The organism is Arthrobacter sp. NPDC058127 (assembly GCF_042884555.1).
GTDB lineage: Bacteria > Actinomycetota > Actinomycetes > Actinomycetales > Micrococcaceae > Arthrobacter.
This window is the reverse complement of sequence record NZ_JBHVTT010000008.1, coordinates 121,122-140,923: the sequence shown is the minus strand read 5'-3', so window position 1 is coordinate 140,923 and position 19,802 is coordinate 121,122. Positions and strand designations below refer to the sequence as shown.

At 64.0% G+C, this 19,802-nt stretch carries 19 protein-coding genes; 8 read left to right on the top strand and 11 right to left on the bottom strand.

What is annotated here, in order from left to right; genetic code table 11:
* The first annotated feature begins 72 nt into the window (after positions 1–72).
* Entirely contained in the window at positions 73–1,710 is a 1,638-nt protein-coding gene (locus tag ACFVTG_RS13090; RefSeq protein WP_390281009.1) for a DUF222 domain-containing protein, read from the top strand.
* 66 nt (positions 1,711–1,776) lie between these two features.
* Entirely contained in the window at positions 1,777–2,532 is a 756-nt protein-coding gene (locus ACFVTG_RS13085; RefSeq protein WP_284751500.1) for a metalloregulator ArsR/SmtB family transcription factor, read from the top strand.
* Positions 2,533–2,560: 28 nt separating this feature from the next.
* Here the strand turns inward: ACFVTG_RS13085 and ACFVTG_RS13080 are convergent, their stop codons facing one another.
* Together ACFVTG_RS13080 and ACFVTG_RS13075 are read right to left on the bottom strand one after the other, a co-directional pair.
* On the bottom strand, positions 2,561–2,914 hold the full coding sequence (locus ACFVTG_RS13080; protein ID WP_390281007.1) for a GNAT family N-acetyltransferase: 354 nt from the start codon (positions 2,912–2,914) through the stop codon (positions 2,561–2,563).
* Between the two features lie 139 nt (positions 2,915–3,053).
* Complete coding sequence (locus ACFVTG_RS13075) at positions 3,054–3,878, bottom strand: glycosidase (protein WP_390281005.1); 825 nt, start codon at positions 3,876–3,878, stop codon at positions 3,054–3,056.
* Between the two features lie 330 nt (positions 3,879–4,208).
* On the opposite strand from ACFVTG_RS13075, the gene ACFVTG_RS13070 reads away from it, so the two are divergent.
* Complete coding sequence (locus tag ACFVTG_RS13070; protein ID WP_390281003.1) at positions 4,209–4,631, top strand: YybH family protein; 423 nt, start codon at positions 4,209–4,211, stop codon at positions 4,629–4,631.
* A 46-nt stretch (positions 4,632–4,677) separates the two neighbouring features.
* On the opposite strand, the gene ACFVTG_RS13065 is transcribed toward ACFVTG_RS13070, so the two are convergent.
* Both ACFVTG_RS13065 and ACFVTG_RS13060 read right to left on the bottom strand, forming a co-directional pair.
* The gene (locus ACFVTG_RS13065) at positions 4,678–5,703 is read right to left on the bottom strand and encodes an adenosine deaminase (RefSeq protein ID WP_390281001.1); all 1,026 of its coding nucleotides are present in this window, start codon (positions 5,701–5,703) and stop codon (positions 4,678–4,680) included.
* A gap of 59 nt (positions 5,704–5,762) precedes the next feature.
* Complete coding sequence (locus ACFVTG_RS13060) at positions 5,763–5,918, bottom strand: hypothetical protein (RefSeq protein ID WP_390280999.1); 156 nt, start codon at positions 5,916–5,918, stop codon at positions 5,763–5,765.
* 110 nt (positions 5,919–6,028) lie between these two features.
* Between ACFVTG_RS13060 and ACFVTG_RS13055 the strand changes: the two genes are divergently transcribed.
* Positions 6,029–6,934, top strand: coding sequence for an MSMEG_6728 family protein (locus ACFVTG_RS13055; RefSeq protein ID WP_390280997.1), 906 nt, complete (start codon positions 6,029–6,031; stop codon positions 6,932–6,934).
* An 84-nt stretch (positions 6,935–7,018) separates the two neighbouring features.
* Here the strand turns inward: ACFVTG_RS13055 and ACFVTG_RS13050 are convergent, their stop codons facing one another.
* The 4 genes from ACFVTG_RS13050 to ACFVTG_RS13035 all read right to left on the bottom strand — a co-directional run bounded on the left by ACFVTG_RS13050 (position 7,019) and on the right by ACFVTG_RS13035 (position 12,141).
* On the bottom strand, positions 7,019–7,201 hold the full coding sequence (locus tag ACFVTG_RS13050; protein WP_390280995.1) for a hypothetical protein: 183 nt from the start codon (positions 7,199–7,201) through the stop codon (positions 7,019–7,021).
* Entirely contained in the window at positions 7,194–7,820 is a 627-nt protein-coding gene (locus ACFVTG_RS13045) for a hypothetical protein (RefSeq protein ID WP_390280993.1), read from the bottom strand. Before ACFVTG_RS13045 ends, ACFVTG_RS13050 begins: the two co-directional genes overlap by 8 nt.
* A gap of 437 nt (positions 7,821–8,257) precedes the next feature.
* A complete protein-coding gene (locus tag ACFVTG_RS13040) occupies positions 8,258–9,619 on the bottom strand; it encodes an EAL domain-containing protein (RefSeq protein ID WP_390280991.1) in 1,362 nt (453 codons plus the stop codon).
* A gap of 113 nt (positions 9,620–9,732) precedes the next feature.
* On the bottom strand, positions 9,733–12,141 hold the full coding sequence (locus ACFVTG_RS13035) for a Tex family protein (RefSeq protein ID WP_390280989.1): 2,409 nt from the start codon (positions 12,139–12,141) through the stop codon (positions 9,733–9,735).
* Positions 12,142–12,236: 95 nt separating this feature from the next.
* On the opposite strand from ACFVTG_RS13035, the gene ACFVTG_RS13030 reads away from it, so the two are divergent.
* A complete protein-coding gene (locus ACFVTG_RS13030; protein ID WP_284751491.1) occupies positions 12,237–12,533 on the top strand; it encodes a hypothetical protein in 297 nt (98 codons plus the stop codon).
* 76 nt (positions 12,534–12,609) lie between these two features.
* Here the strand turns inward: ACFVTG_RS13030 and ACFVTG_RS13025 are convergent, their stop codons facing one another.
* Both ACFVTG_RS13025 and ACFVTG_RS13020 read right to left on the bottom strand, forming a co-directional pair.
* Complete coding sequence (locus ACFVTG_RS13025) at positions 12,610–13,047, bottom strand: CBS domain-containing protein (protein ID WP_284751490.1); 438 nt, start codon at positions 13,045–13,047, stop codon at positions 12,610–12,612.
* A gap of 138 nt (positions 13,048–13,185) precedes the next feature.
* Entirely contained in the window at positions 13,186–13,653 is a 468-nt protein-coding gene (locus ACFVTG_RS13020; protein ID WP_390280986.1) for a nucleoside deaminase, read from the bottom strand.
* 80 nt (positions 13,654–13,733) lie between these two features.
* On the opposite strand from ACFVTG_RS13020, the gene ACFVTG_RS13015 reads away from it, so the two are divergent.
* From ACFVTG_RS13015 to ACFVTG_RS13005, 3 genes are all read left to right on the top strand, one after another.
* A complete protein-coding gene (locus ACFVTG_RS13015) occupies positions 13,734–14,126 on the top strand; it encodes a GntR family transcriptional regulator (RefSeq protein ID WP_284751488.1) in 393 nt (130 codons plus the stop codon).
* Positions 14,123–15,208, top strand: a complete 1,086-nt coding sequence (locus ACFVTG_RS13010; RefSeq protein ID WP_390280984.1) for a DUF1648 domain-containing protein — start codon at positions 14,123–14,125, stop codon at positions 15,206–15,208. Before ACFVTG_RS13015 ends, ACFVTG_RS13010 begins: the two co-directional genes overlap by 4 nt.
* A gap of 110 nt (positions 15,209–15,318) precedes the next feature.
* The gene (locus ACFVTG_RS13005; protein ID WP_390280982.1) at positions 15,319–18,999 is read left to right on the top strand and encodes a TM0106 family RecB-like putative nuclease; all 3,681 of its coding nucleotides are present in this window, start codon (positions 15,319–15,321) and stop codon (positions 18,997–18,999) included.
* 38 nt (positions 19,000–19,037) lie between these two features.
* Here ACFVTG_RS13005 and ACFVTG_RS13000 read toward each other — a convergent pair whose 3' ends face one another.
* Entirely contained in the window at positions 19,038–19,799 is a 762-nt protein-coding gene (locus ACFVTG_RS13000; protein ID WP_390280980.1) for a triose-phosphate isomerase family protein, read from the bottom strand.
* Between the last annotated feature and the right edge of the window lie 3 nt (positions 19,800–19,802).

Below are 19,802 nucleotides of genomic sequence, written 5' to 3'. Positions count from 1 at the left end.
GTTTCGCTTTTCGCGACGCCGAAGGGCTGTGCGGGAGCCTTAAATGTCAGACCCCCGTGACAGGGTTTAGTCATGGAAGGCATCGGTCAACTCGTGGCACGTCGGGCAGCCCTGCCCGACGGCGGGATCGCGGCGCCGGGACGCCTGTCCCGCCGCCTGAAGCCCGTCGCTGCCCGCCACGCCCAGCATCAAAACCCTTCCCAGCTCCAGACCCCTTCCCAGTTCCAGATCCCTTCCCAGTTCCAAAACCCGGCCGCCGCCGCACCGTCCCCCGCGGGTGGCCTTGACCTGGCGGTGGCGGCGATGGATGCGCTGCGCGCAACCGCTCTCTCCGACGCCCGCTCGTTCGCTTTCCCCGATGCCGCGGATTTCGCCGGCAAGGTCGAAGAGATCTCCCGGACGGTGGAGTTCTTGCAGCTCGTCGCCGCCCAGGCCGTGGAACGGACCCGCAGCGAAGCCCAGGCGGCACGGCAGCCATCCGCGGCCCCGGGGTGGCGGACCGGCTGGACCGAACCCACGGAAGCCTCAGTAGGCGCGGTGGACGACGGTTACCGGAACGCGGCCGAATTCCTGCGCGCCAGGCTGCGGATCGGCATCGGCGAGGCCAGGCGCCGGCTCACCCTGGCCTCCGGCGTGCTCCCCCGGACAGGGATCACCGGACAGGACGTACCCGAACGCCACGAAGTCCTCGCCGCGGCCCTTTCCACCGCAGCCGTGCCGTCCCGATCGGCCACCATCATCAGCACGGCCCTGGACCAGGTACGCCACCTCGCCGATCAGGAAACCACCCTGCAGATGGAGCACTCACTCACCCACACCGCCGTGCAGAGCGACCCCGATTTCGTGAACCGCATGGCCAAGCGCTGGGTCGATGCCATAGACCAGGACGGAACCGAACCCGGCGAAGAAGAACTCCGCCACCGCCAAGGAGCATTCATCCGCAAACCCCGCCGCGGCCTGCACCACCTGGAAATCTTCGCCACCGCCGAACAATTCGAAACCCTCGCCACCGCCATGAACACCGCCGCCAACCCCCGCCTCCAGCACCACACAGACGACCCCGCCGGCCACCCCGCCCTGGACCGCCGCTCCCGGGCACAGAAGCTGCTCGACGGACTCACCGGCGCCTGCAGCATCGCCCTGGCCACCGGCGGGCTGCCGGCGAACGGCGGACTCCGCCCCCAGGTCATGGTCACCATCGACTACCAAGACCTGCTCAAGCGCATCGACCGCGAAACCCCCACCGCCGCGAACCCCCGCCCAGGCACAAGCCCCCGCCCCGGCACCGGCGCCTCCACCTTCCAAGGCCCGATCCACCCCTCGGTCATCCGCAAGATCGCCTGCGACGCGGACATCATCCCCGTCCTGCTCGGCAGCGACAGCCGCGTCCTGGACATCGGCCGCACCACCAGGATCTTCCCGCCCCACATCCGCAAAGCCATCATCGCCCGCGACCAAGGCTGCACCTTCCCCGACTGCACCATCCCCGCACCCTGGTGCGAAGCCCACCACATCACCTACTGGTCACAGGGCGGCACCACGAGCACCGACAACGGCACCCTGCTATGCAGCCACCACCACCACGTCATCCACAAAGAACACTGGACCATCACCATGGAAACCGGCACGGCATGGTTCAAACCACCACCCCACCTCGACCCCCGCCAAACACCCCGACGCAACCACTACTTCAGACCCACGCGAACATAGAGCCGCCCAGTTTCAGACCGCCCGAATCCGTTGACATGTGACCAAATGGTCACCTATTCTGAATGCATGGACGCCGTCTTCAAGGCACTCTCCGACCCGACCCGCAGGGATCTGCTCGACGAGCTCTTCCGCGAGGACGGGCAGACGCTCAGCGCGCTTGAAGCACGGTTCGACATGACCCGTTTCGGGATCATGAAGCACCTCAAGATCCTTGAGGAAGCCGGGCTGGTTGTGACCCGCCGTCGCGGTCGCGAAAAGCTCCATTACCTGAATCCGGTACCCATCAGGCTCGTCCACGACCGCTGGGTGAGCAAATATGCAGAACCATGGGCCGCTGCGTTGAGCGACCTCAAAACCAGATTGGAAAGTCCCGTGGAAAAGATCTTCGAAATCTACATCAAGACCACTCCGGAACGGCTCTGGGATGCCATCACGGACAGCGACACCCGCAGCAAATACCAGTTCGGCAACACCCACACTGCCGACTGGACGCCGGGCGGGCACTACGAGATGCACAATCCCAAGGCCAACGGAATGGTTCTCGGCGAAGGCGAAAACGTGGAGGTCGATCCCCCGCGACGGCTCGTCCAGACCATGCGCGCCCTCTGGGGCGAGGACGTCAAAGCCGAGGGCACATCACGCGTCACCTGGGAGATCGAACCCGTCGGCGACTCTTGCCATCTGACCGTCACCCACAGCGACTTGCGCGAGGGCGGCAACGACCAGATCTACGGCGGTTGGCCGATGATCCTCTCCGGCCTCAAGACCTGGCTGGAGACCGGCGAAGTCCTGACGACTCCCGGTTCATTGATGTATTCGTGAGGCTCGACGGCGGCGCGACCCGCCGCTTTTAGGCCCTGGCGGCCGGAACGAGGGCAGCGTTGAGGTACTCCAAGTGCGCCAGGGTCGGGGCAGCCGCGTTCGCCACGTATTCCGGGTGCTTGGTGAGGAACTTCTTGATGAAGGGGCACACCGGCACGATCCCGAGCCCCTCACTCACGGTCTCGTTCAGGGCCACTTCGGCGAGCCTGCCCGCCAGCCCTTGCCCGCCGAACTCCTCGTTGATCACGGTGTGGTAGAAGATCCGCTGCGGGGACCCGCCGTCGTCGTACGATTTGTACGCGGCCTTACCGATCACGCGGCCATCGGCGAGCACTTCAAAGCGCTCGCGGTCAACATTGTGGCGGAAAGTGGCATCGGTCATCGCTAGCTCCTCGGTTAGGTTCTGTTGACCTACCCTAACCTCGGGACCCGGGCGCTTTGTTCCCGGTGCAACCTTGTCGGGCAATCCCAAGTTTTCTCCAAGTCCACATTTGGACTTGGAGAAAACTTTGGAGTTACAGCTAAGCCGTGACGATGTCCCGCGTGGCGTGGTCGTACGTGAAGGTGACCTTGCCGCCGTCGTGGTTCAGCTCGTGGTTGGCACCATCACGGGCGCCGAACGCGCCGTAGTTCTCGTCCCACGAGCGGTTCAGCGCGATCTTGTACGTGTAGAAACCTGCAGGCAACGTGGCGGCAAGGGTCCACACCTTGCGACGGGAATTGAACTTCATCTGCACCTCGTCGTACTGCGGAGCCCAGTCCTCCGGCGCGCCGAGAATCGTGTTGAAGTCACCAGCGATCGCGACGGCGGACGGCTGCTCGAGCTTCTCGACGGCGGCAGTCGCTTTGGGTGCGGCCGCTTTCTTAGGCGCTGCCTTGGCGGCCGGGGCCTTCGCTGCTGCAGCTTTGGCAACAGGCGCCTTTTCCACGGCGGGAGCCTTCTTGGCCGCGGGCTTCCTGGCTGCGGCCTTCTTGACGGGGGCCGTCGGAAGCGGAGTGTCTGCCGGGACGGGGGTGCCCTCAGTCAGCGCGGTGACGAACTCGTCCGGCTTGGCGAAAGCGACGGTGGCACGGAGGCCGTCGTCGGTGATAGTCCAGCCCGAACGGCCCTTGACCAGCCAGCCGGCCTTGACCAGTTTCGCGGTCTCCGTCGTCAGGTTCTTGTGGCCGCGCGGAATGCCTCCGCTGAGCAGTTCGCTCTCGCGTGCATCCAGCGGGACGCGGACAATCGCCTCTGCCAGGATCTCGCCGGCATTCAACGACTGCTCGGACCACGTTCCCTCTGCCAAGACGTCTAGGACGGTCTTGAGACGGACACTGCTTTTTTCGACGGTGGACTTGGCCAATGGGTCTCCTTCAACGGCGAACATTCCTTCAGCAGTCTGCCAATGTTCTGTAAATTCTGGCGACTGTTCTTGGTAAACACCGTGTGTCGTGACCCACTATTACGCCCAAACAACCACAAGTGATGGAAGGGTCTCGGCTACCGGTCAGTAACTAGCTGTTGGGGTACCCTCGATAGCCCCTTGAACCCTGGGTTATGACGTGCCCGCTGATGACAGTGCGGCTGGAGCTCCGCCCGTTGGGAAGATTCAGGGACCGGTGACGGCCGGGCGCGGAGCCGCTAAGATTCGCCTACTACTCCAGATGCGCCAATCAGTCAGAAGGTGGAACAAATGCAGCTTGACGAGGTCATTGACCAGTTTCATCAAGCGCTAGATCAGTTTGCCAAAGGCGATCCGGAACCCGCCAAGGCCATTTTTTCCCACAGCGAGGATGTGTCCCTTGCGAATCCTTGGGGTCCTCCGGCAGTTGGCTGGGATCAAGTATCAGTGGCCCTCGATTCAGCCGCAGCACGCTTCGAAGATGGACACGTCACCGCCGTTGATACGCTCACAAAGCACGTCACTCCCGGTCTTGCTTGCTTTCTGGACTTGGAACACTGGCAGGCCAAGGTCGGAGGGGGATCTGAAATATCGCCCTTTGAACTGCGGGTAACGAGCATCTATCGCCCTGAAGGCGACACTTGGGCACTCGTGCATCGACACGCGGACCCGATCACCACGCCTCAGCCTCCGGACGCCGTGCTACCAAGATGACACCCGGGATTCCTGCCGCCCGTTTCCACGCCGTGCCCGCGACTGACTAACCGACCGATGCCCTTTCCCACTCCGAAACCTCGGCCAACAGTTCAGCCTTCCGGGCCTCGTCCGCGAACGATGAACGCACCGAGTTCGCGGCTAGGCGCGCCCGGTCCCCAACAGACAACCCGTGCACAGCGACAAGTTGCGCGAAGTTGTCGTCCACGTAGCCGCCAAAGTACGCGGGATCGTCAGAATTCACGCTGACGTTCAGCCCGGCTGCCAGCATTGCAGGCAAAGGGTGATCGGCCAGGGTATCCACCGCGCGCAGCCGGACGTTGGACAGGGGGCACACTGTCAGCGGAACCTGCTCGGCCACCAACCGCTCCACCAAGGCCGGATCTTCCATGCAGCGGATGCCGTGATCGATCCTCTCGACGCCAAGCAGATCGAGCGCCTCGTACACATAGGAAGCAGGGCCTTCCTCGCCTGCGTGCGCAATCCGCCGCAGTCCGGCCTCGGCCGCGCGGCGGTACAGTCGTTCGAACTTCGACGGCGGATTGCCCACCTCGGCCGAATCCAGGCCAATGCCGGCGATCGGCGCCCCCATGGCTAGAAGCTGATCCAAAACCTCCAGCGCAGATTCCTCGGACATGTCCCTCAGGAACGCGGCAATCAGGAGCGTCGAGACGCCGAACTCCTCCACCGACGTCGCGAGTGCGGACGCCACACCGTTGACGCACGTTTCCAGGGCCACCCCACGCGAGATGTGCGCCTGCGGGTCCATCATGACCTCGACGTGCCGCACGCCACCGGCCGCCGCGCGCGCCAAATAAGCCCTGGTCATGTCCGCAAAATCCTGCTCGGTGCGCAACACGGCCATGTTGGCGTAGTACAGATCCAGGAACGACTGCAGATCCGTGAACTCGTACCGTGCACGCAACTCGTCCAGATCCGCGTACGGAAGCTCAATCCCGTTCCGTTCCGCGAGCGCGAAAATCAGCTCGGGCTGAAGCGTCCCCTCGATGTGTAGGTGCAGTTCGGCAACTGGAGGTGCCGCCGTCGTCGTCGATTCGCCAAAAGTTTCCACCCGACAAGAGTAGGACGAATACTCAACGCGCCCCATCTGAACGCCCAGCCAAAGCGGGTTCAGGGCAGAAAGCGGTTGATTCTGCGCAGGAGGGACCCGAATACCGGATGGTGCTGCCAGCGGCGGGCAATGACCGCGCCGCGAGCGCGGTCGACTGTCCCCAGAACCGCACGCGCCGGCCAATTCCCGGCATAGGTTTCCGAGGGGGCTTCCATGGGACAAGTATCCCTGCCAACGTCAATCAGAGGGCGCCATTAACACGAGCGAGGGGAAGGCCACACCGCGTCAACTTGGATCTACGCCGTCCGGCCCCCAAACTGAAAGGATGCAGACCTTCCTCCCGTTCCCCGATTTCAAGCAAAGTGCTGCCGTCTTGGACACCGCAAGGCTTGGCAAGCAGCGTGTCGAAGCACTGCAGATCCTTCGCGCACTGGTGATCCCTGAGTTCGGCCGGCCGTCCCACCCCGCTATCCGCATGTGGATGGGCTACGTCCCCGCGCTCACTCTCTACGGTCTGGCCATGGTGGACGAATGGGTCGCCCGGGGCAATCCGGACAACACCCGCGCCAGCATCACCGAGTTCGCACCCCAGGCAGCCCACCCGGACTATGCCTCCAAGATTCCGATGCCGCCTTGGCTGGGCGACGCCGATTTCCACCTGAGCCACCGCTCCAAGCTGCTCCAGAAGGAGCCCCGCTTCTACGCCGAGCTCTTCCCGGACACCCCGAAGGACCTTGAGTACCTTTGGCCCGAGCCTCGGCACGAGTTCATTCCCGAAGACCCCTACGACGACTTCATCTGGGTTCTTCGCGCCCCGGTGGGCGATGTTGAACCCGAAAAGATCGACAAGGTGGGGATGCCGGCAGCAGGCAAGGCCAAGGCGGCCAACAGCGACGGCGACGGCTACCAGTTCGTCTACGCTTCGGAAACGTCCCGCCGGCCGGGCAAGACCGCCCGCAAGGCCCCGAAGCAACTGGTGAAGAAGCCCACACGCAACCGCCAGCGCCAGGACGAGGCCTTCCGGACGCTCCCCGGCAACACGCCTGTCCTCGTCCCCATCGAGGGCGGCGCCAAGTTTGCCCTGGGCAAGATCCACGGACGGCCGATCACCCTCGAAGACGGCCGCTTCGGCCGCAACTTCGAGGTAACCAAGATCATCGACCGCACGGACTTCGACAACCCGGCCTTGTTGCAGGATCCGCGGGCATTCTTCCCGATCCCGGCACCGTAGCGGCTCGGCTAGTCGCGAACGACGGCGGCGCTCCAGTTCCTGAGTAAAGGAACAAGGGCGCCGCCGTCGTTTAAGTCGTAGCGGCTACTTGTTCTGCCGACGGACGAGCGACCGCATAACCAAGATCTCGTAGGCCACCAAGGCGACAACCCAAATGTAGTCATACCAGCGGGCGTCGAATCGAACGAGCAACGCCAGCAGCCCAAGCGCTGCAACCAACTGGGTCGTGATGATGGCCGACCAAGGCGTCGTTTTCACCTTATCCACAAGAAATGACCACCCCTCCCGCCGCGAAAAGGACACCCGCACCGTAGGCGGCCCAACCGATTGCTCCTATCGGTCCCATAAGAGACACGATTACACCAAACCCTGCATACGCACATCCTATTGACACCGGTCCGCCACGGGGAATCAGATCCGGGTTGTAGTGTGCAACGTGGCGGCCCGAGATATAGGTATCAAGCCATCCGTGACAGGCCAGGATCTGCTTGCCGTTCCATCCTATGGTGACTCCGTTATAGCCCGTGCAGTAATAGTCATACCGTCCCGTCGACATAGGGGCAACCGCGCCGCCGGGTGCCTTTTTGTTTGCCAGGAAGTGTCCACGGGGAAAGCCGTCTCGCGCTTCAAGCCGGATTTTTAGCGCTGCTTGCGTCTCCGAGACCTGAGGACTTTCAAGGAGCAAAGCTAGACCGTTGCTATCACCGTCGAACGCCTGAGAAATCGCGGTTTGAATCTGTTCAGGTGTTTGCAACTGCGACGTTGTTATTGGCTGCGGTGGCGCTGGAACAGTTGCCGCCGTTGCGCCATTCATTCCACCGAGCAACAGAGCGGCACTTGTCACCACAACCGCAATGACGCGTCGAATTTTCTTCCCAATGCTCATTTCTCTCCCCTTTGAGTTGTAGCAAGTGAGTGACCATCGTAATTTGCATTTGTTAGAGGAAAGTTGCGACTAGGTACTCAAAGTGCCGAATTGAGTGTTGTTCTGCGGCAAAATGAGTGTTCTTACTTGGGACGAATGAGTAGTTTCATCAAAGATGGCCGTTAGGCCCTTGGTGAAGACGGCGGCCTGTGGTTCCTGATATGAGGGACCGGAGTGCTGCCATAGTTCATTGGTCGTTCCGGTTACTTAGTCCCTCGGCGGACGAGCGCCCGGGCAAGGTGTTGGTTGGCAGCAAATTGAGTGCCAGCGCAGGCCATCCCTAACGCAACTAACTCGCAGTAGGTGTCGTTCTCAGGCCTCAAAACGACACCTACCGCGAGGGCCCACGCCGGCGAGGGACCCTGCCTGAGCTTGCGAAGGCTGGGAGCCGGTGGGGACTAGTTGAACGCCCCACCCCAGTGTGCCCAGTCCTCCGGCCGCACGGAGGGCCGCCCGAGAAGGTAGCCCTGCCCGGCCGTCATGCCGAGCTCGACTACTGCGGTTAACTCGGCTTCGGTTTCGATCCCTTCGGCGACCAGGGTTGCGCCGATTTCCTTCGCGAAGCCGACCATGGCCGCCCCCAAGGCCCGCTGGCCCGGGTCCGTGTCGATGCCGGCGATGATCTCCCTGTCCAGCTTGATCACATCGGGCTTGAGGAGCAGGACGTGGCGCATGGACGCAAAGCCAGCACCTGCGTCATCAACGGCGATCCTCAATCCACGGCTTCGCAAAGGTGCAAGCGCCGCCGCGAGAGGGCCATAGTCAACAACGTGGTGGCGTTCTGTCACCTCGAGCACGATCCGGCCCGTCGATATTCCGGAGTCCGCGAGAATATCGGAGAGCCTCGCGTCAAGGCATGCCCGTGGTGAGAGATTCACAGAAACCGACAGCGCGAGTGGCAGCCCCTTCGCAGCCGCGAGTGCGGTCTCGAGGGCAAGAATCTCAAGCTCAACATCCAGTCCGACGGCGGTAGCCTCGGCGAACATCACCTCGGGGGAAATGCTCGGAGATCCCGGGAACCGAGTCAAGGCTTCGGCTCCAGTGATCGAGTCTGATTCCAGGGAGCGGATGGGTTGGAACGCCGTCATCAAGGAACGCCCAGCGAGCGTCGCTTCGATCCGGCTCCTGATCTCTCCGGCAGCGAGCGTGTTCGCTGTCCCGGGATCAAGGGCCCTGCTCGTTCCTTCGAAGCCGGCAGGCCGGCCCGCGGCGTCCAGAAGTGACCTTCCGGACACCTCGACCAGGACCCTGCTGCCGTTCTTGTGGCGGCACACGGCGCGAAGTCCTGACCAGCCGGCGGCAGTGTCTTGGGTGGAAGCCAGGGCTTGCAGGGCGTCCGCTAGCTCGTCGGGATCAATGATCAGGCTGAAATGCCTGCCCAGTATTTCGGCAGGCTCGTACCCGGTCAACTCCGCTCCCGCCGGGCTCGAGAAGGTGAAGCGCCCGTCGGGTCCTATGGCCCACAACCACTCCCTGCTTGTGGTCAGCACCGTATCCATCAGGCGGGTGGTCCGGGACGCTTCAGCGCGCTCCCGGAACTGCTGCCGCACCAAAGAAAACGACGCGAAAACCACGACGGGAACCACGAGCAACGCAATGACATCCGGAATCCAGACGGGCCAACCGAGGTCGTCCCAGGGTTCTTCGCCCAGCATCAAGGGAAGGCCAGCCGTCAAGGCAACAGCGGCCTCCAAGACGATGATGACAAGCAGCCACCATCGGGGCATGGACGTCTGAGAGCGTTCCCTCCGCTTGCTCATTCGAAACACGGCCTCCCCCTGGCGCAAGCTTCTGACCTTCTACATGATGCCACTCATGCTTCGGGAATCGGCAGCATTGCTTCGAAATCACCGTGGAGGACGGGGGGCCGCGGCTACTTCCCCAGCCCGGCCCGGCGCAGTGCTTCCGCCATTGCCGTGTTGACCGGCGCCTGAGGAGCCGCCTTCGCTGGAGCCGCCTTGCGACCGCCCTGTCCAGCCTGCGGCGCCGGGCGCCGCTCACCGCGCTCACCACCGCGCGGGCCGCGGTCACGCCCGCCGCCCCGCGAACCGGATCCGCCCGGGGTGCCGGGTTCGTCGTCGAGCCTAAGGGTGAGCGAAATCCGCTTCCGCTCCGGATCCGCTTCCAGGACCTTCACGCGCACCACTTGTCCGGATTTCACGATTTCGCGGGGATCCGACACGAACTTGTTGGCTAGCGCGGAGACGTGGACCAGGCCGTCCTGGTGCACTCCGACATCCACGAAGGCCCCGAACGCCGCCACATTGGTGACGGTGCCTTCCAGGATCATGCCAGGCTTGAGGTCCGAAATCTTCTCGATGCCTTCGGAGAACGTCGCCGCGGCGAATGCCGGACGGGGGTCACGGCCCGGCTTTTCGAGCTCGGACATGATGTCCCGCACGGTGGGCAGCCCGAACGTCCCGTCCACGAATGCCTGCGGGTCCAGTGAAGACACGGGAGCTCCGTGCGCAGCAGCCACGATCTTCCTCGCCACCGAATAGGCTTCCGGGTGGACGCTGGACGCGTCGAGCGGTTCCGCTCCCCCGGTGATCCGCAGGAAGCCCGCGCACTGTTCAAACGCCTTTGCACCCAGCCGCGGCACCTTCTTGAGGTCGGCACGCTTGGCGAACGGTCCGTTTTCGTTGCGGTACGCCACAATGTTCTCGCTCAGGAGCGGCCCGACGCCGGCCACCCGCGCCAGGAGCGCGGGCGACGCCGTGTTGACGTCCACGCCCACCGCATTCACGCAGTCCTCGACGACGGCGTCCAGGGAACGGTCCAGCTTCGCCGCCGTGACGTCGTGCTGGTACTGCCCCACGCCGATCGACTTCGGTTCGATCTTCACCAATTCGGCCAGCGGATCCTGCAGACGCCGGGCGATCGAAACGGCTCCGCGCAAGGAAACGTCCATGCCCGGCAGTTCAGCGGCCGCGAGCGCGGACGCCGAGTACACGGAGGCACCGGCCTCGGACACCACGAGTTTCTGCAACGTGGGACCGCCGGATGCTGCCAGCGACTTGATGAGCTGCACCGCGAGCTTGTCCGTCTCGCGCGACGCCGTGCCGTTGCCGATCGCGACGAGTTCGACGCCGTGCTGTCGCGCCAAGCGCTCCAGCGTCACCAAAGCCTCGTCCCACTTCTTTGCCGGAGCGTGCGGATAGACGGTATCCGTGGCTACGACTTTTCCAGTGCCATCGACGACCGCCACTTTCACGCCCGTCCGCAGCCCCGGGTCCAGGCCCAGCGTTGCGCGGTTGCCGGCCGGAGCCGCGAGCAGCACATCGCGGAGGTTAGCAGCGAAGACGCGCACGGCTTCGTCCTCGGCCTGCGCGAACATGCGGCCCCGCAGATCGTTGCTCAGGCGGTCCAGGATGCGCGAGCGCCAGGCGATCTGTGCCGTCTGGACTAGCCAGGAATCGGCGGGCCGGCCGCGCTCGGCGACCCCGAGGCACTTGGCCACAGCGTTCTCGTAGCGGCCGCGGGCGGCGGCCAGGGCGTCGTCGTCGGCTGGTTCTGCCTCGGCGAGGTCAAGCTCAAGGACGCCGTCGTTCTCGCCACGCAAGAGCGCGAGAACGCGGTGGCCGGGCATGCCGGAAGGCACTTGGGAGAACTCGAAGTAGTCCTTGAACTTCTGCCCCTCGGCTTCCTGGCCCTTCTTCACGCGCGACACCATCCGGCCCTGGGTCCACAACCGCTCGCGCAGCGTTTCGGCGAGATCGGGGTCCTGGGAGACCCGCTCCACGAGGATCGAGCGGGCGCCGGCGAGGGCCGCGGAGGCATCGTCAATGGAGTGCTCGGCGTTGAGGTACTTGGCGGCCTCGCGCTCAGGTTCAAGCTGCGGGTTCGCGAGAAGCGCGTCGGCGAGCGGCTCGAGGCCGGCCTCGCGGGCGATCTGCGCTTTGGTGCGGCGCTTGGACTTGAAGGGCAGGTAGATGTCCTCGAGCCGCGACTTCGTATCGGCCCCGACGACGGCGGCCTCCAGTTCCGGGGTCAGCTTGCCTTGCGCGGCGATCGCCTCAAGCACCGTTCGACGGCGGTCCTCGAGGTCCCGCAGGTACCGGAGCCGTTCCTCAAGCTCGCGCAACTGGGTGTCATCGAGCGTCCCGGTGACTTCCTTGCGGTACCTGGCGATGAACGGGACGGTGGATCCGGCGTCGAGCAATTCAACCGCGGCCTTGACCTGCCAGGCCTTTACACCGAGCTCTTCGGCGATCAGGGCGTGGATGGCGGCGTCTGCTGACTGGTGCTGTGCTGACTGGGGCTGGGGAAGATGGGTCACCATGACATTTTGCCCTACCTAAAGACGGCGCGGAGTGCTGTAGTGGAAAGAGCCGCCGTTGATCCGGTCAGGAATGCTACTCAAGGAAGAGGCGCATCATGCAAGAACTGCTCATCATCCTGCAGGACGGCTTTGACTCCGATGACGTAGAAGTCACCGTCAACCACAAAGAGGCCCACCACGAGCGCGACGTATCTACCCGGGAGATGCTGGGAATGGCGGCAGAGATTTCCGTGGAGCTGCCGGCGAAGGGATCCACGGTGGGCGTCGAGGTCACCAGCCGTCAGTTAAGCGCCAGCAAGAAGCTCCATGGAAAAGCGAAGAGCCTGCTGGTGTCCATCGAGGACGGGGAACTGGTGATGCGGGAAGGCACCGGGCGGGAAGCGTTCCTCTAGCTTCCGGCACTTCTTGATCCACGCGGAAGCGCCACGGCCCGGGGGCCGTGACGCTTGATGGGTGCGAAAGTTGCGGTTAGCCCAGTTGCGCCATGGGAGTCTTGGCGGAGATGTGCTCCACCAATTCGCCTACGCGTTCCTCGGTGTAGTTCCGGGCGATGTCGCCCTGGCTGATGATGCCTACCAACTTGTGGTCGGTGATGACCGGAAGGCGCCGGACCTGGTGCTTTTCCATCAGGTCGATAGCTGCGTCGATGCTGGCGTCGGCATCGATCCAGATCGGCGTGCCCTGGGCGAGATCTGCCGCGGTCAGCCGGTCAGCATCCAATCCCTCAGCAACGCACCTGAGCACAATGTCGCGGTCAGTGATGAATCCTTTGAGTTTTCCATCGTTGCCGCAGATTGGCAGGGAACCGACGTCCAGATCGCGCATCAGGACAGCCGCGTCACGCAGCGACTGGTCTTCCTTGACGCACTGGGCATTGGTGGTCATGAATTCGCGCACAACACTCATGAGTCCTCCTTGATCGATTGGGTATCGACGCGGACCCCCCGGCACCGACGCCGATGCTGTCAGCCTACGCTTGGGGTTTGGCTGTGGCCAGATGCTGTTTGCTCGTTGCTTCCCGGACTACTCGGCGCTCCCGTGGGATTACTCGGCGATGTCCTCGGCCCACAGTTCCGGATTCTCTTCCTGGAACGTGCGCATCATGTCCACGCATCGTTGGTCATCGAGGACCACCACCTCCACGCCCCGGGATCGCAGGAGCTCGAATTCGCCGCCGAACGTGCGGGCTTCCCCCACCACCACGCGCGGGATTTTGAATTGGATGATGGTGCCCGTGCACATGGCACACGGCGCGAGGGTCGTATAGAGCGTGGTGTCCCGGTAGCTCTTCTGCCGGCCGGCTGCGCGGAGGGCCGACATTTCCCCGTGCGCGATCGGATCGCCGTTTTGGACACGTTCGTTGTGTCCGCTCGCGATCACCACACCGCCGCGGGCGAGCGCTGCGCCAATGGGGATGCCGCCTTCGCCAAGGCTCTTCCGGGCTGCCTGGTACGCGGCTTCGAAGGCGGGATCTTGGGCGGTCTGGGAGGTTTGGGCGTCAGACTGGGTCATTCGAAGCCTGCTTTCCGGGGAGGTGGGAATCTTCCGCTACTTGTTCTATAACTTATATAATAAAGACGGAGGTGGAAGAGATGATCCTCAACGTAGACCTGGCCAGCGACGTGCCGATCTACCAGCAGCTTCGGGACCAGATCGTGGAGGCGATCGCCGACGGCGTGCTGGCCGAGGGCAGCTCGTTGCCGGCCACCAGGACCCTCGCCGCGGACTTCGGGATCAATTTCCACACCGTGAACAAAGCCTATGACCTATTGCGCCAGCAAGGCCTGATCCAGCTCAACCGAAAGACCGGCGCGGTGGTGACCCCCACGGTCGCGGACCCGCCGTTCGGCGCGGAGTGGACTGCGAGGGCACGGACCCTACTGGCCGAAGCCGTCGCCAGGGGATTGCCGGCCGACGAAGTTCTCAAGTCCTGCCGGTCGATACTCGATTCATTTGGAACCACGCAGCCAGAGGACATGCCATGATCGTTGCCATCGTCGTGAGCTCCGCGTTGTCAGCACTACTGCTCGCCATCGCATTGGTGCTGCCCTCGATCAACAGCCCCACCGTGCCTTTCGGGGTTCGGGTACCGGCCGAGCGTGCCGAGGATCCGGCCGTCGTCAGGCAGACCCGCATCTACCGCTGGCGCGTTCTCCTCAGCGGGATCATCGCCGCAGTGGTCGGTAGTGCCATGTACGGCGTGACCGGGGAAACGTTGCTCTTGCCGCTGGCCGTGGTGGTGCTGGTCGGCGCCTGGTACGGATGCTTCTTCTTGGCCAACCACGAGATCCGGACCGCCAAGGCAGCCGGGGGCTGGTACAAGGGAGTCCACCAAGTCATCGCGGTGGATACCGAGCTGCGGACCGATCCACCGCGCTTTCCCTGGCTCTGGCTGGCGCCGGCGTTGATCGTCATTGTCGCCACGGTGGTGATCGGCGTCATCAGCTACCCGTCCATGCCCGAGGTGCTCGCGGTGCATTACGGTGCGAAAGGCATGCCCAACCGCCTGGCCGCCAAATCGATCGGCACCGCCTTTTCACTGGTATTCGTGCAGATCGGCGTGACCGCCCTGCTCGTGGGTATCGCGGCGGCGATCTTCTTCCGCAGCCGGCCCGACATCGACCCGGGGCACCCGGTAGGCTCCGCCCGCTGGCACCGCCGGTACATGCTTTTGGGCGCCAAGGCGCTCCTCGGATTGCTCGCGATGATCGATCTGGCGATGCTGGGATCCTCGCTGCTGATGTGGACGGGAACCGTCACGCCGTGGGCGCCGATGGTAGTGGTGCTCCCGATCCTGGCAGCCGTCGCCGTCGCCGTCGTCGTTTTGGCCAGGAACAACCGTGAGCGGGACGAGGGCGAGGCGGACACGGGCCTGACCCACCGGGAGGACGACAAATTCTGGCGGGGTGGTTTGATCTACATCAACCGTGAAGACCAGGCGCTGATGGTTCCGCGTCGCTTTGGCCTGGGATGGACCCTCAACTTCGGTAATCCGATGGCAGCCATGCTCCTGGCCGGCGTGGTCGCGCTGGCCGGCCTGGTGATCACCCTCCGTTTCGGCGGCTGACCCCCGCCACTGCGCTGACCCGCACCTGAACTGGCCCCCACCGCCGGGCTGCCTTACTGTCGGACCGCACTGATAGCTTGGCTTCATCAGCTCAACGGTCTGGGGGCACGGTGTTTTTTCTCGATTCGGTAGATGCAGGGCAAGCGCAGGATTTGGTGTTTTCCGCCAGCGACCTCGTGACGGCCTCCACCTGCGAGTACCAGTTGCTGCGCAAGTTGGATGAGAAGCTGGGCCGCTCGGAGAAGCCCGCTTTCGACGTCGACGAAATGCTGGAACGGACCGCCGCGCTGGGTGACATTCACGAGCACAGGGTGCTGGACCGTTTTGTGGCCGAGTTCGGCACTTGGGATCCGCTTGCGCGCAAGGGGGTGTTCGACGTCGTTCCCGCCGAAGCGATGGATCGCGCCACCCTGCAAGCCAAGCACGCGGAATCCATCGAGGCGTTGCGATCCGGCGCGGATGTGGTCTTCCAGGCCGCGTTCTTCGACGGTCAGTTTCACGGACGGTCCGATTTCCTCGTCAAGCAGACGGACGGCAGCTACGCGGTGTACGACACCAAGCTCGCCCGCCACGCCAAGGTCACCGCGCTGTTGCAACTAGCGGCCTACGGCGAGCAGCTACTCAAGGCCGGAATTACTCCAGCCCCGGACCTGACCCTTGTCCTGGGTGCCACCATTCAGCGGGACGCGGCCGGTCGGGACGCTGCTGAATCGGACGGCCGTGGCGGCTTCGACTATGTGCACAGCAACCACCGGCTCGCCGATGTGCTGCCGGTCTTCCGTGAACGCCGGGACCGCTTCCTCGCCTTGACGGACTCGCACCGATCGCGGCTGGAGCCTATCCAATGGGGCGCGCCGGGAATCACCGCTTGCGGTCGCTGCGACTACTGCAAAGAACAAGTGCGCCTCCACAGGGACCTGCTGATGGTGGCGGGAATGAGGATCACCCGGCGCAAGAAGCTCATCGAAGCAGGGATCTTTAACATCGACGCCCTTGCTGGGATGCCCGACGCCGCCGATTCCGCCACCCGGCGCCTACAGGAACAAGCCCGACTGCAAACCGGGACAGCCACACCCGATGGCACCGTCAATTACACCGATAAGACCGGCACGGCGAAGAGCATCAGCTATTCCGTCCTGGGGTCCAACTCCTTGGCCCGGCTCCCCCGGCCCGACGCAGGAGACATCTTCTTCGACTTCGAGGGAGACCCCCTGTGGCAAGACCCGGTAACCGGCCGCTGGGGACTGGAGTACTTGTTCGGGGTGATCGAAAATCCGACGGAGCCGGGCGAAGTTCCGGTGTTCAAGCCGTTCTGGGCACATTCCCGGGCTGAGGAACGGCAGGCGTTCATCGATTTCCTCGACTACGTGGAAGAACGCCGCATGAAGTATCCGGATATGCGGATCTACCACTACGCTGCCTATGAGAAAACCGCGCTGCGGAACCTGTCGGTCATCCACACCGTAGGCGAAGCCGCCGTGGACAACCTCCTGCGCGAAGGCGTGCTGGTGGACCTCTACGACACCGTGCGGCACAGCATCCGCATCTCTGAAGACTCCTACAGCATCAAGAAACTCGAACCCCTGTATATGGGCAAGCATTTGCGTTCGGGTGACGTGACCGACGCCGGAGCCTCCGTGGTTGCCTACGCCAACTACTGCACGGCCCGGGACGCGAACCGCGAAGATGAAGCGGCAACAATCCTGGCGGGCATCTCCGACTACAACGAATACGACTGCCTCTCCACCCTGGAACTGCGGAATTGGCTGCTGGGCCTGGCAGCGGAGCGCTCTATTGAACCCGGTCTTCCGGCTGCTTCGGGACCCGGGCTACCCGCGGAGACCGAGCCGGACAAGTACGAGGCCGCACCCGAGGAAACAGCCCTCCTCGACTACCTTGCGGAATTGCCGGACGAAGCGCTCCGATCCGACGACAACCGGGCGGTGTCGCTGGTTGCGGCCGCGGTTGGATTTCACCGCCGGGAAGACAAGCAATTCTGGTGGGGACACTTCGACCGCTTGGACCGGCCCGTCTCAGAGTGGGAGGACACCAGGGACTGCTTCATCGTGGAAGGCGGCGAAGTGCTGGCGGACTGGGCCAAGCCGACTCCGCGCAGCAACCCGGCCCGGAAGGTACGGCTGTTCGGCCACGCCGCCGACGGCTCCGGTTTCGCGCCCGGTAAGAAGTTCTTCCGGATGTACGGGCCTCCACTCCCCGATGCCTTCCTTGGCAAGAACGAAAGCGCCCTCGGCAGATCGGGAATGTCCGGCACAGAGGTGATCGAGGTCCGCGATCCCGACGACCCCTATGACGGCAGCACGGTTTCGGAGCCTGACGACGGCGTCTCGGACGTTGTGACCATTTCAGAGCGACTGCCCAAAGGTACCGAGGAATACTCGCAGCTTCCCATGGCATTGACGCCCGATGCTCCAGTCAACACGGACGGGCAGCGGAAGGCCTTGAGCGAACTGGCCGTCAAGGTGCGTGCCAGCCTGCCGTCATGGCCAAAGGATCCGGCGTTGGACCTGTTGCGCCGGATCCCGCCTCGGCTGGCCACGCTTGCGGAACTGCCCGCCGTCGGATCCGGCGACGATGCTTATGTGGACGCCATCACCGCTGCCGTGTCGGATCTGGACCGGTCATACCTTGCCGTCCAAGGGCCGCCGGGAACGGGCAAGACCTACGTTGGCTCGCACGTTGTCGCGCGGCTGGTGCGTGCTGGCTGGAAGGTAGGGGTTGTTGCACAGTCCCACGCCGTCGTCGAGAACATGCTCCACGCCGCAGTGCGGGCGGGGGTGCATCCTGCGCTCATCGCCAAGGAAGTGAAGCATGACGACCCTGTTCCCTGGGACCAGCAGACCAAGGACGACATTGAACGACTGCTTGAATCGCCGGGCGGCTGCTTGATCGGCGGCACGGCATGGACCATGACGGGCCGGACCGTCTCGGCGCAGTCCCTGGACTTGCTCGTGATCGACGAAGCCGGTCAGTTCTCGCTCGCCAACACCCTCGCTGTGAGCCGGGCAACGAAGAGGCTGCTGCTCCTCGGCGACCCACAGCAATTGCCCCAAGTCACCCAGGGCAAGCACCCCGAACCGGTCGACGAGTCTGCTCTCGGCTGGCTGGCCCACGGCATGCACACGCTGCCCGCGGAGCTCGGCTATTTCCTCGCGACGTCGTGGCGAATGCACCCGGATTTGTGTGCTGCCGTGTCGGAGCTGTCCTACGATGGCCGGCTGCATTCAGCACCGGCTGCTTCCGGGCGGCGTTTGTCCGGAGTGCGGGCCGGGGTCGAATGCGTCTACGTCCCGCACAGCGGCAACTCCACCCAGTCGCCCGAAGAAGCCGAGGAGGTGGTCCGCCAAGTCAAGGAACACCTTGGCTTGGGGTGGCTGGACTCCCGGGAATCAGCCAAGGAACGGCCTCTGGTTGAAAAGGACATCCTGGTGGTGGCGGCCTATAACGCCCAGGTCCAGCTCATCCAACACGAACTGAGGGCGGCCGGACTTCGCGGTGTGCGGGTCGGGACCGTGGACAAGTTCCAGGGCCAGGAAGCCCCCGTCGTGATCGTGTCCATGGCTGCGTCCGCTGCAGCCGAGGTACCGCGCGGCATGGAGTTCCTGCTCTCACGCAACCGGATCAATGTGGCGGTGTCGCGCGGTCAGTGGCGCGCCGTCGTCGTACGCTCACCGGAGCTGACAAACTACCTGCCCACCCGGCCGGAAGGGCTGGAACAGTTGGGCGGTTTTGTCGGACTATGCCAGCGTGGCGACCCAGCTAACTCGCATTAGTTGTCGTTATGAGGCCTGAAAACGACAACAAATGCGACTCAGTTGGGCAAGCTCAGGGCTTTGGGCAAGCCCAGCGCTTCGTCGAGTACAGCCCCGAAGTTCGCGGGGTCGTGCGCGAAGCGGCCTAGGAAGAGTCCGGACACGCCCTGCAGTTCGGGCAGGAGCCCCGGTTTGGCCGAGCCGCCGTAAATGATCGGCAGCTCGGCGAGGCCATGTTCGGCGAGCAAGCCCCGGAGGTGAGCGACGACGTCGGACACGTAAGCTGCGCGGGCCGGCTCGGCCGCGCCGATGGCCCACACCGGTTCGTACGCGATAACCAGGCGGGCCGCCGTCGCCCAGTCGCCCCGGACGGCGGCGGAGATCTGCCGGAACACGAACGACGCCGACACTGCCGGATCGGCGACAGCCTCCTCGCCGACGCACAACAGCGGGGTCAGCCCGGCGTCCACCGCGGCCCGGACCTTCAAGGCGACCACGGCGTCGTCCTCGGCGAAATGCCGCCGCCGTTCCGCGTGTCCGATCTCAACGAGCCGCACATCGAGCTCCGCCAGCAATGACGGTGACACTTCACCCGTCCACGGACCCTCAGCCCAGCCGCAGTTTTGCGCGCCCAGGCGCAGCGGAGAGCCTTCCAGTATCCGGGCCGCGTCGGGCAGCATGGGGAACGACGGGATCACAAACGGGACCACCCGCCCGGCCACCAGGGCCGGACGGGCGTCCACTTCATTTCGGAGTTGCTCCAGCCAAGACATGCTGTGCCGGTAGCCCATGTACATCTTGGTGCTGACACCGATGTACAAGGG

Excerpts from the sequence above, each read along its gene's own strand:
- ACFVTG_RS13090 (WP_390281009.1), top strand. The coding sequence starts at position 73 with ATGGAAGGCATCGGTCAACTCGTGGCACGTCGGGCAGCCCTGCCCGAC.
- ACFVTG_RS13085 (WP_284751500.1), top strand. The coding sequence starts at position 1,777 with ATGGACGCCGTCTTCAAGGCACTCTCCGACCCGACCCGCAGGGATCTG.
- ACFVTG_RS13080 (WP_390281007.1), bottom strand. The coding sequence starts at position 2,914 with ATGACCGATGCCACTTTCCGCCACAATGTTGACCGCGAGCGCTTTGAA.
- ACFVTG_RS13070 (WP_390281003.1), top strand. The coding sequence starts at position 4,209 with ATGCAGCTTGACGAGGTCATTGACCAGTTTCATCAAGCGCTAGATCAG.
- ACFVTG_RS13060 (WP_390280999.1), bottom strand. The coding sequence starts at position 5,918 with ATGGAAGCCCCCTCGGAAACCTATGCCGGGAATTGGCCGGCGCGTGCG.
- ACFVTG_RS13055 (WP_390280997.1), top strand. The coding sequence starts at position 6,029 with ATGCAGACCTTCCTCCCGTTCCCCGATTTCAAGCAAAGTGCTGCCGTC.
- ACFVTG_RS13045 (WP_390280993.1), bottom strand. The coding sequence starts at position 7,820 with ATGAGCATTGGGAAGAAAATTCGACGCGTCATTGCGGTTGTGGTGACA.
- ACFVTG_RS13040 (WP_390280991.1), bottom strand. The coding sequence starts at position 9,619 with ATGAGCAAGCGGAGGGAACGCTCTCAGACGTCCATGCCCCGATGGTGG.
- ACFVTG_RS13035 (WP_390280989.1), bottom strand. The coding sequence starts at position 12,141 with ATGGTGACCCATCTTCCCCAGCCCCAGTCAGCACAGCACCAGTCAGCA.
- ACFVTG_RS13030 (WP_284751491.1), top strand. The coding sequence starts at position 12,237 with ATGCAAGAACTGCTCATCATCCTGCAGGACGGCTTTGACTCCGATGAC.
- ACFVTG_RS13025 (WP_284751490.1), bottom strand. The coding sequence starts at position 13,047 with ATGAGTGTTGTGCGCGAATTCATGACCACCAATGCCCAGTGCGTCAAG.
- ACFVTG_RS13020 (WP_390280986.1), bottom strand. The coding sequence starts at position 13,653 with ATGACCCAGTCTGACGCCCAAACCTCCCAGACCGCCCAAGATCCCGCC.
- ACFVTG_RS13015 (WP_284751488.1), top strand. The coding sequence starts at position 13,734 with ATGATCCTCAACGTAGACCTGGCCAGCGACGTGCCGATCTACCAGCAG.
- ACFVTG_RS13010 (WP_390280984.1), top strand. The coding sequence starts at position 14,123 with ATGATCGTTGCCATCGTCGTGAGCTCCGCGTTGTCAGCACTACTGCTC.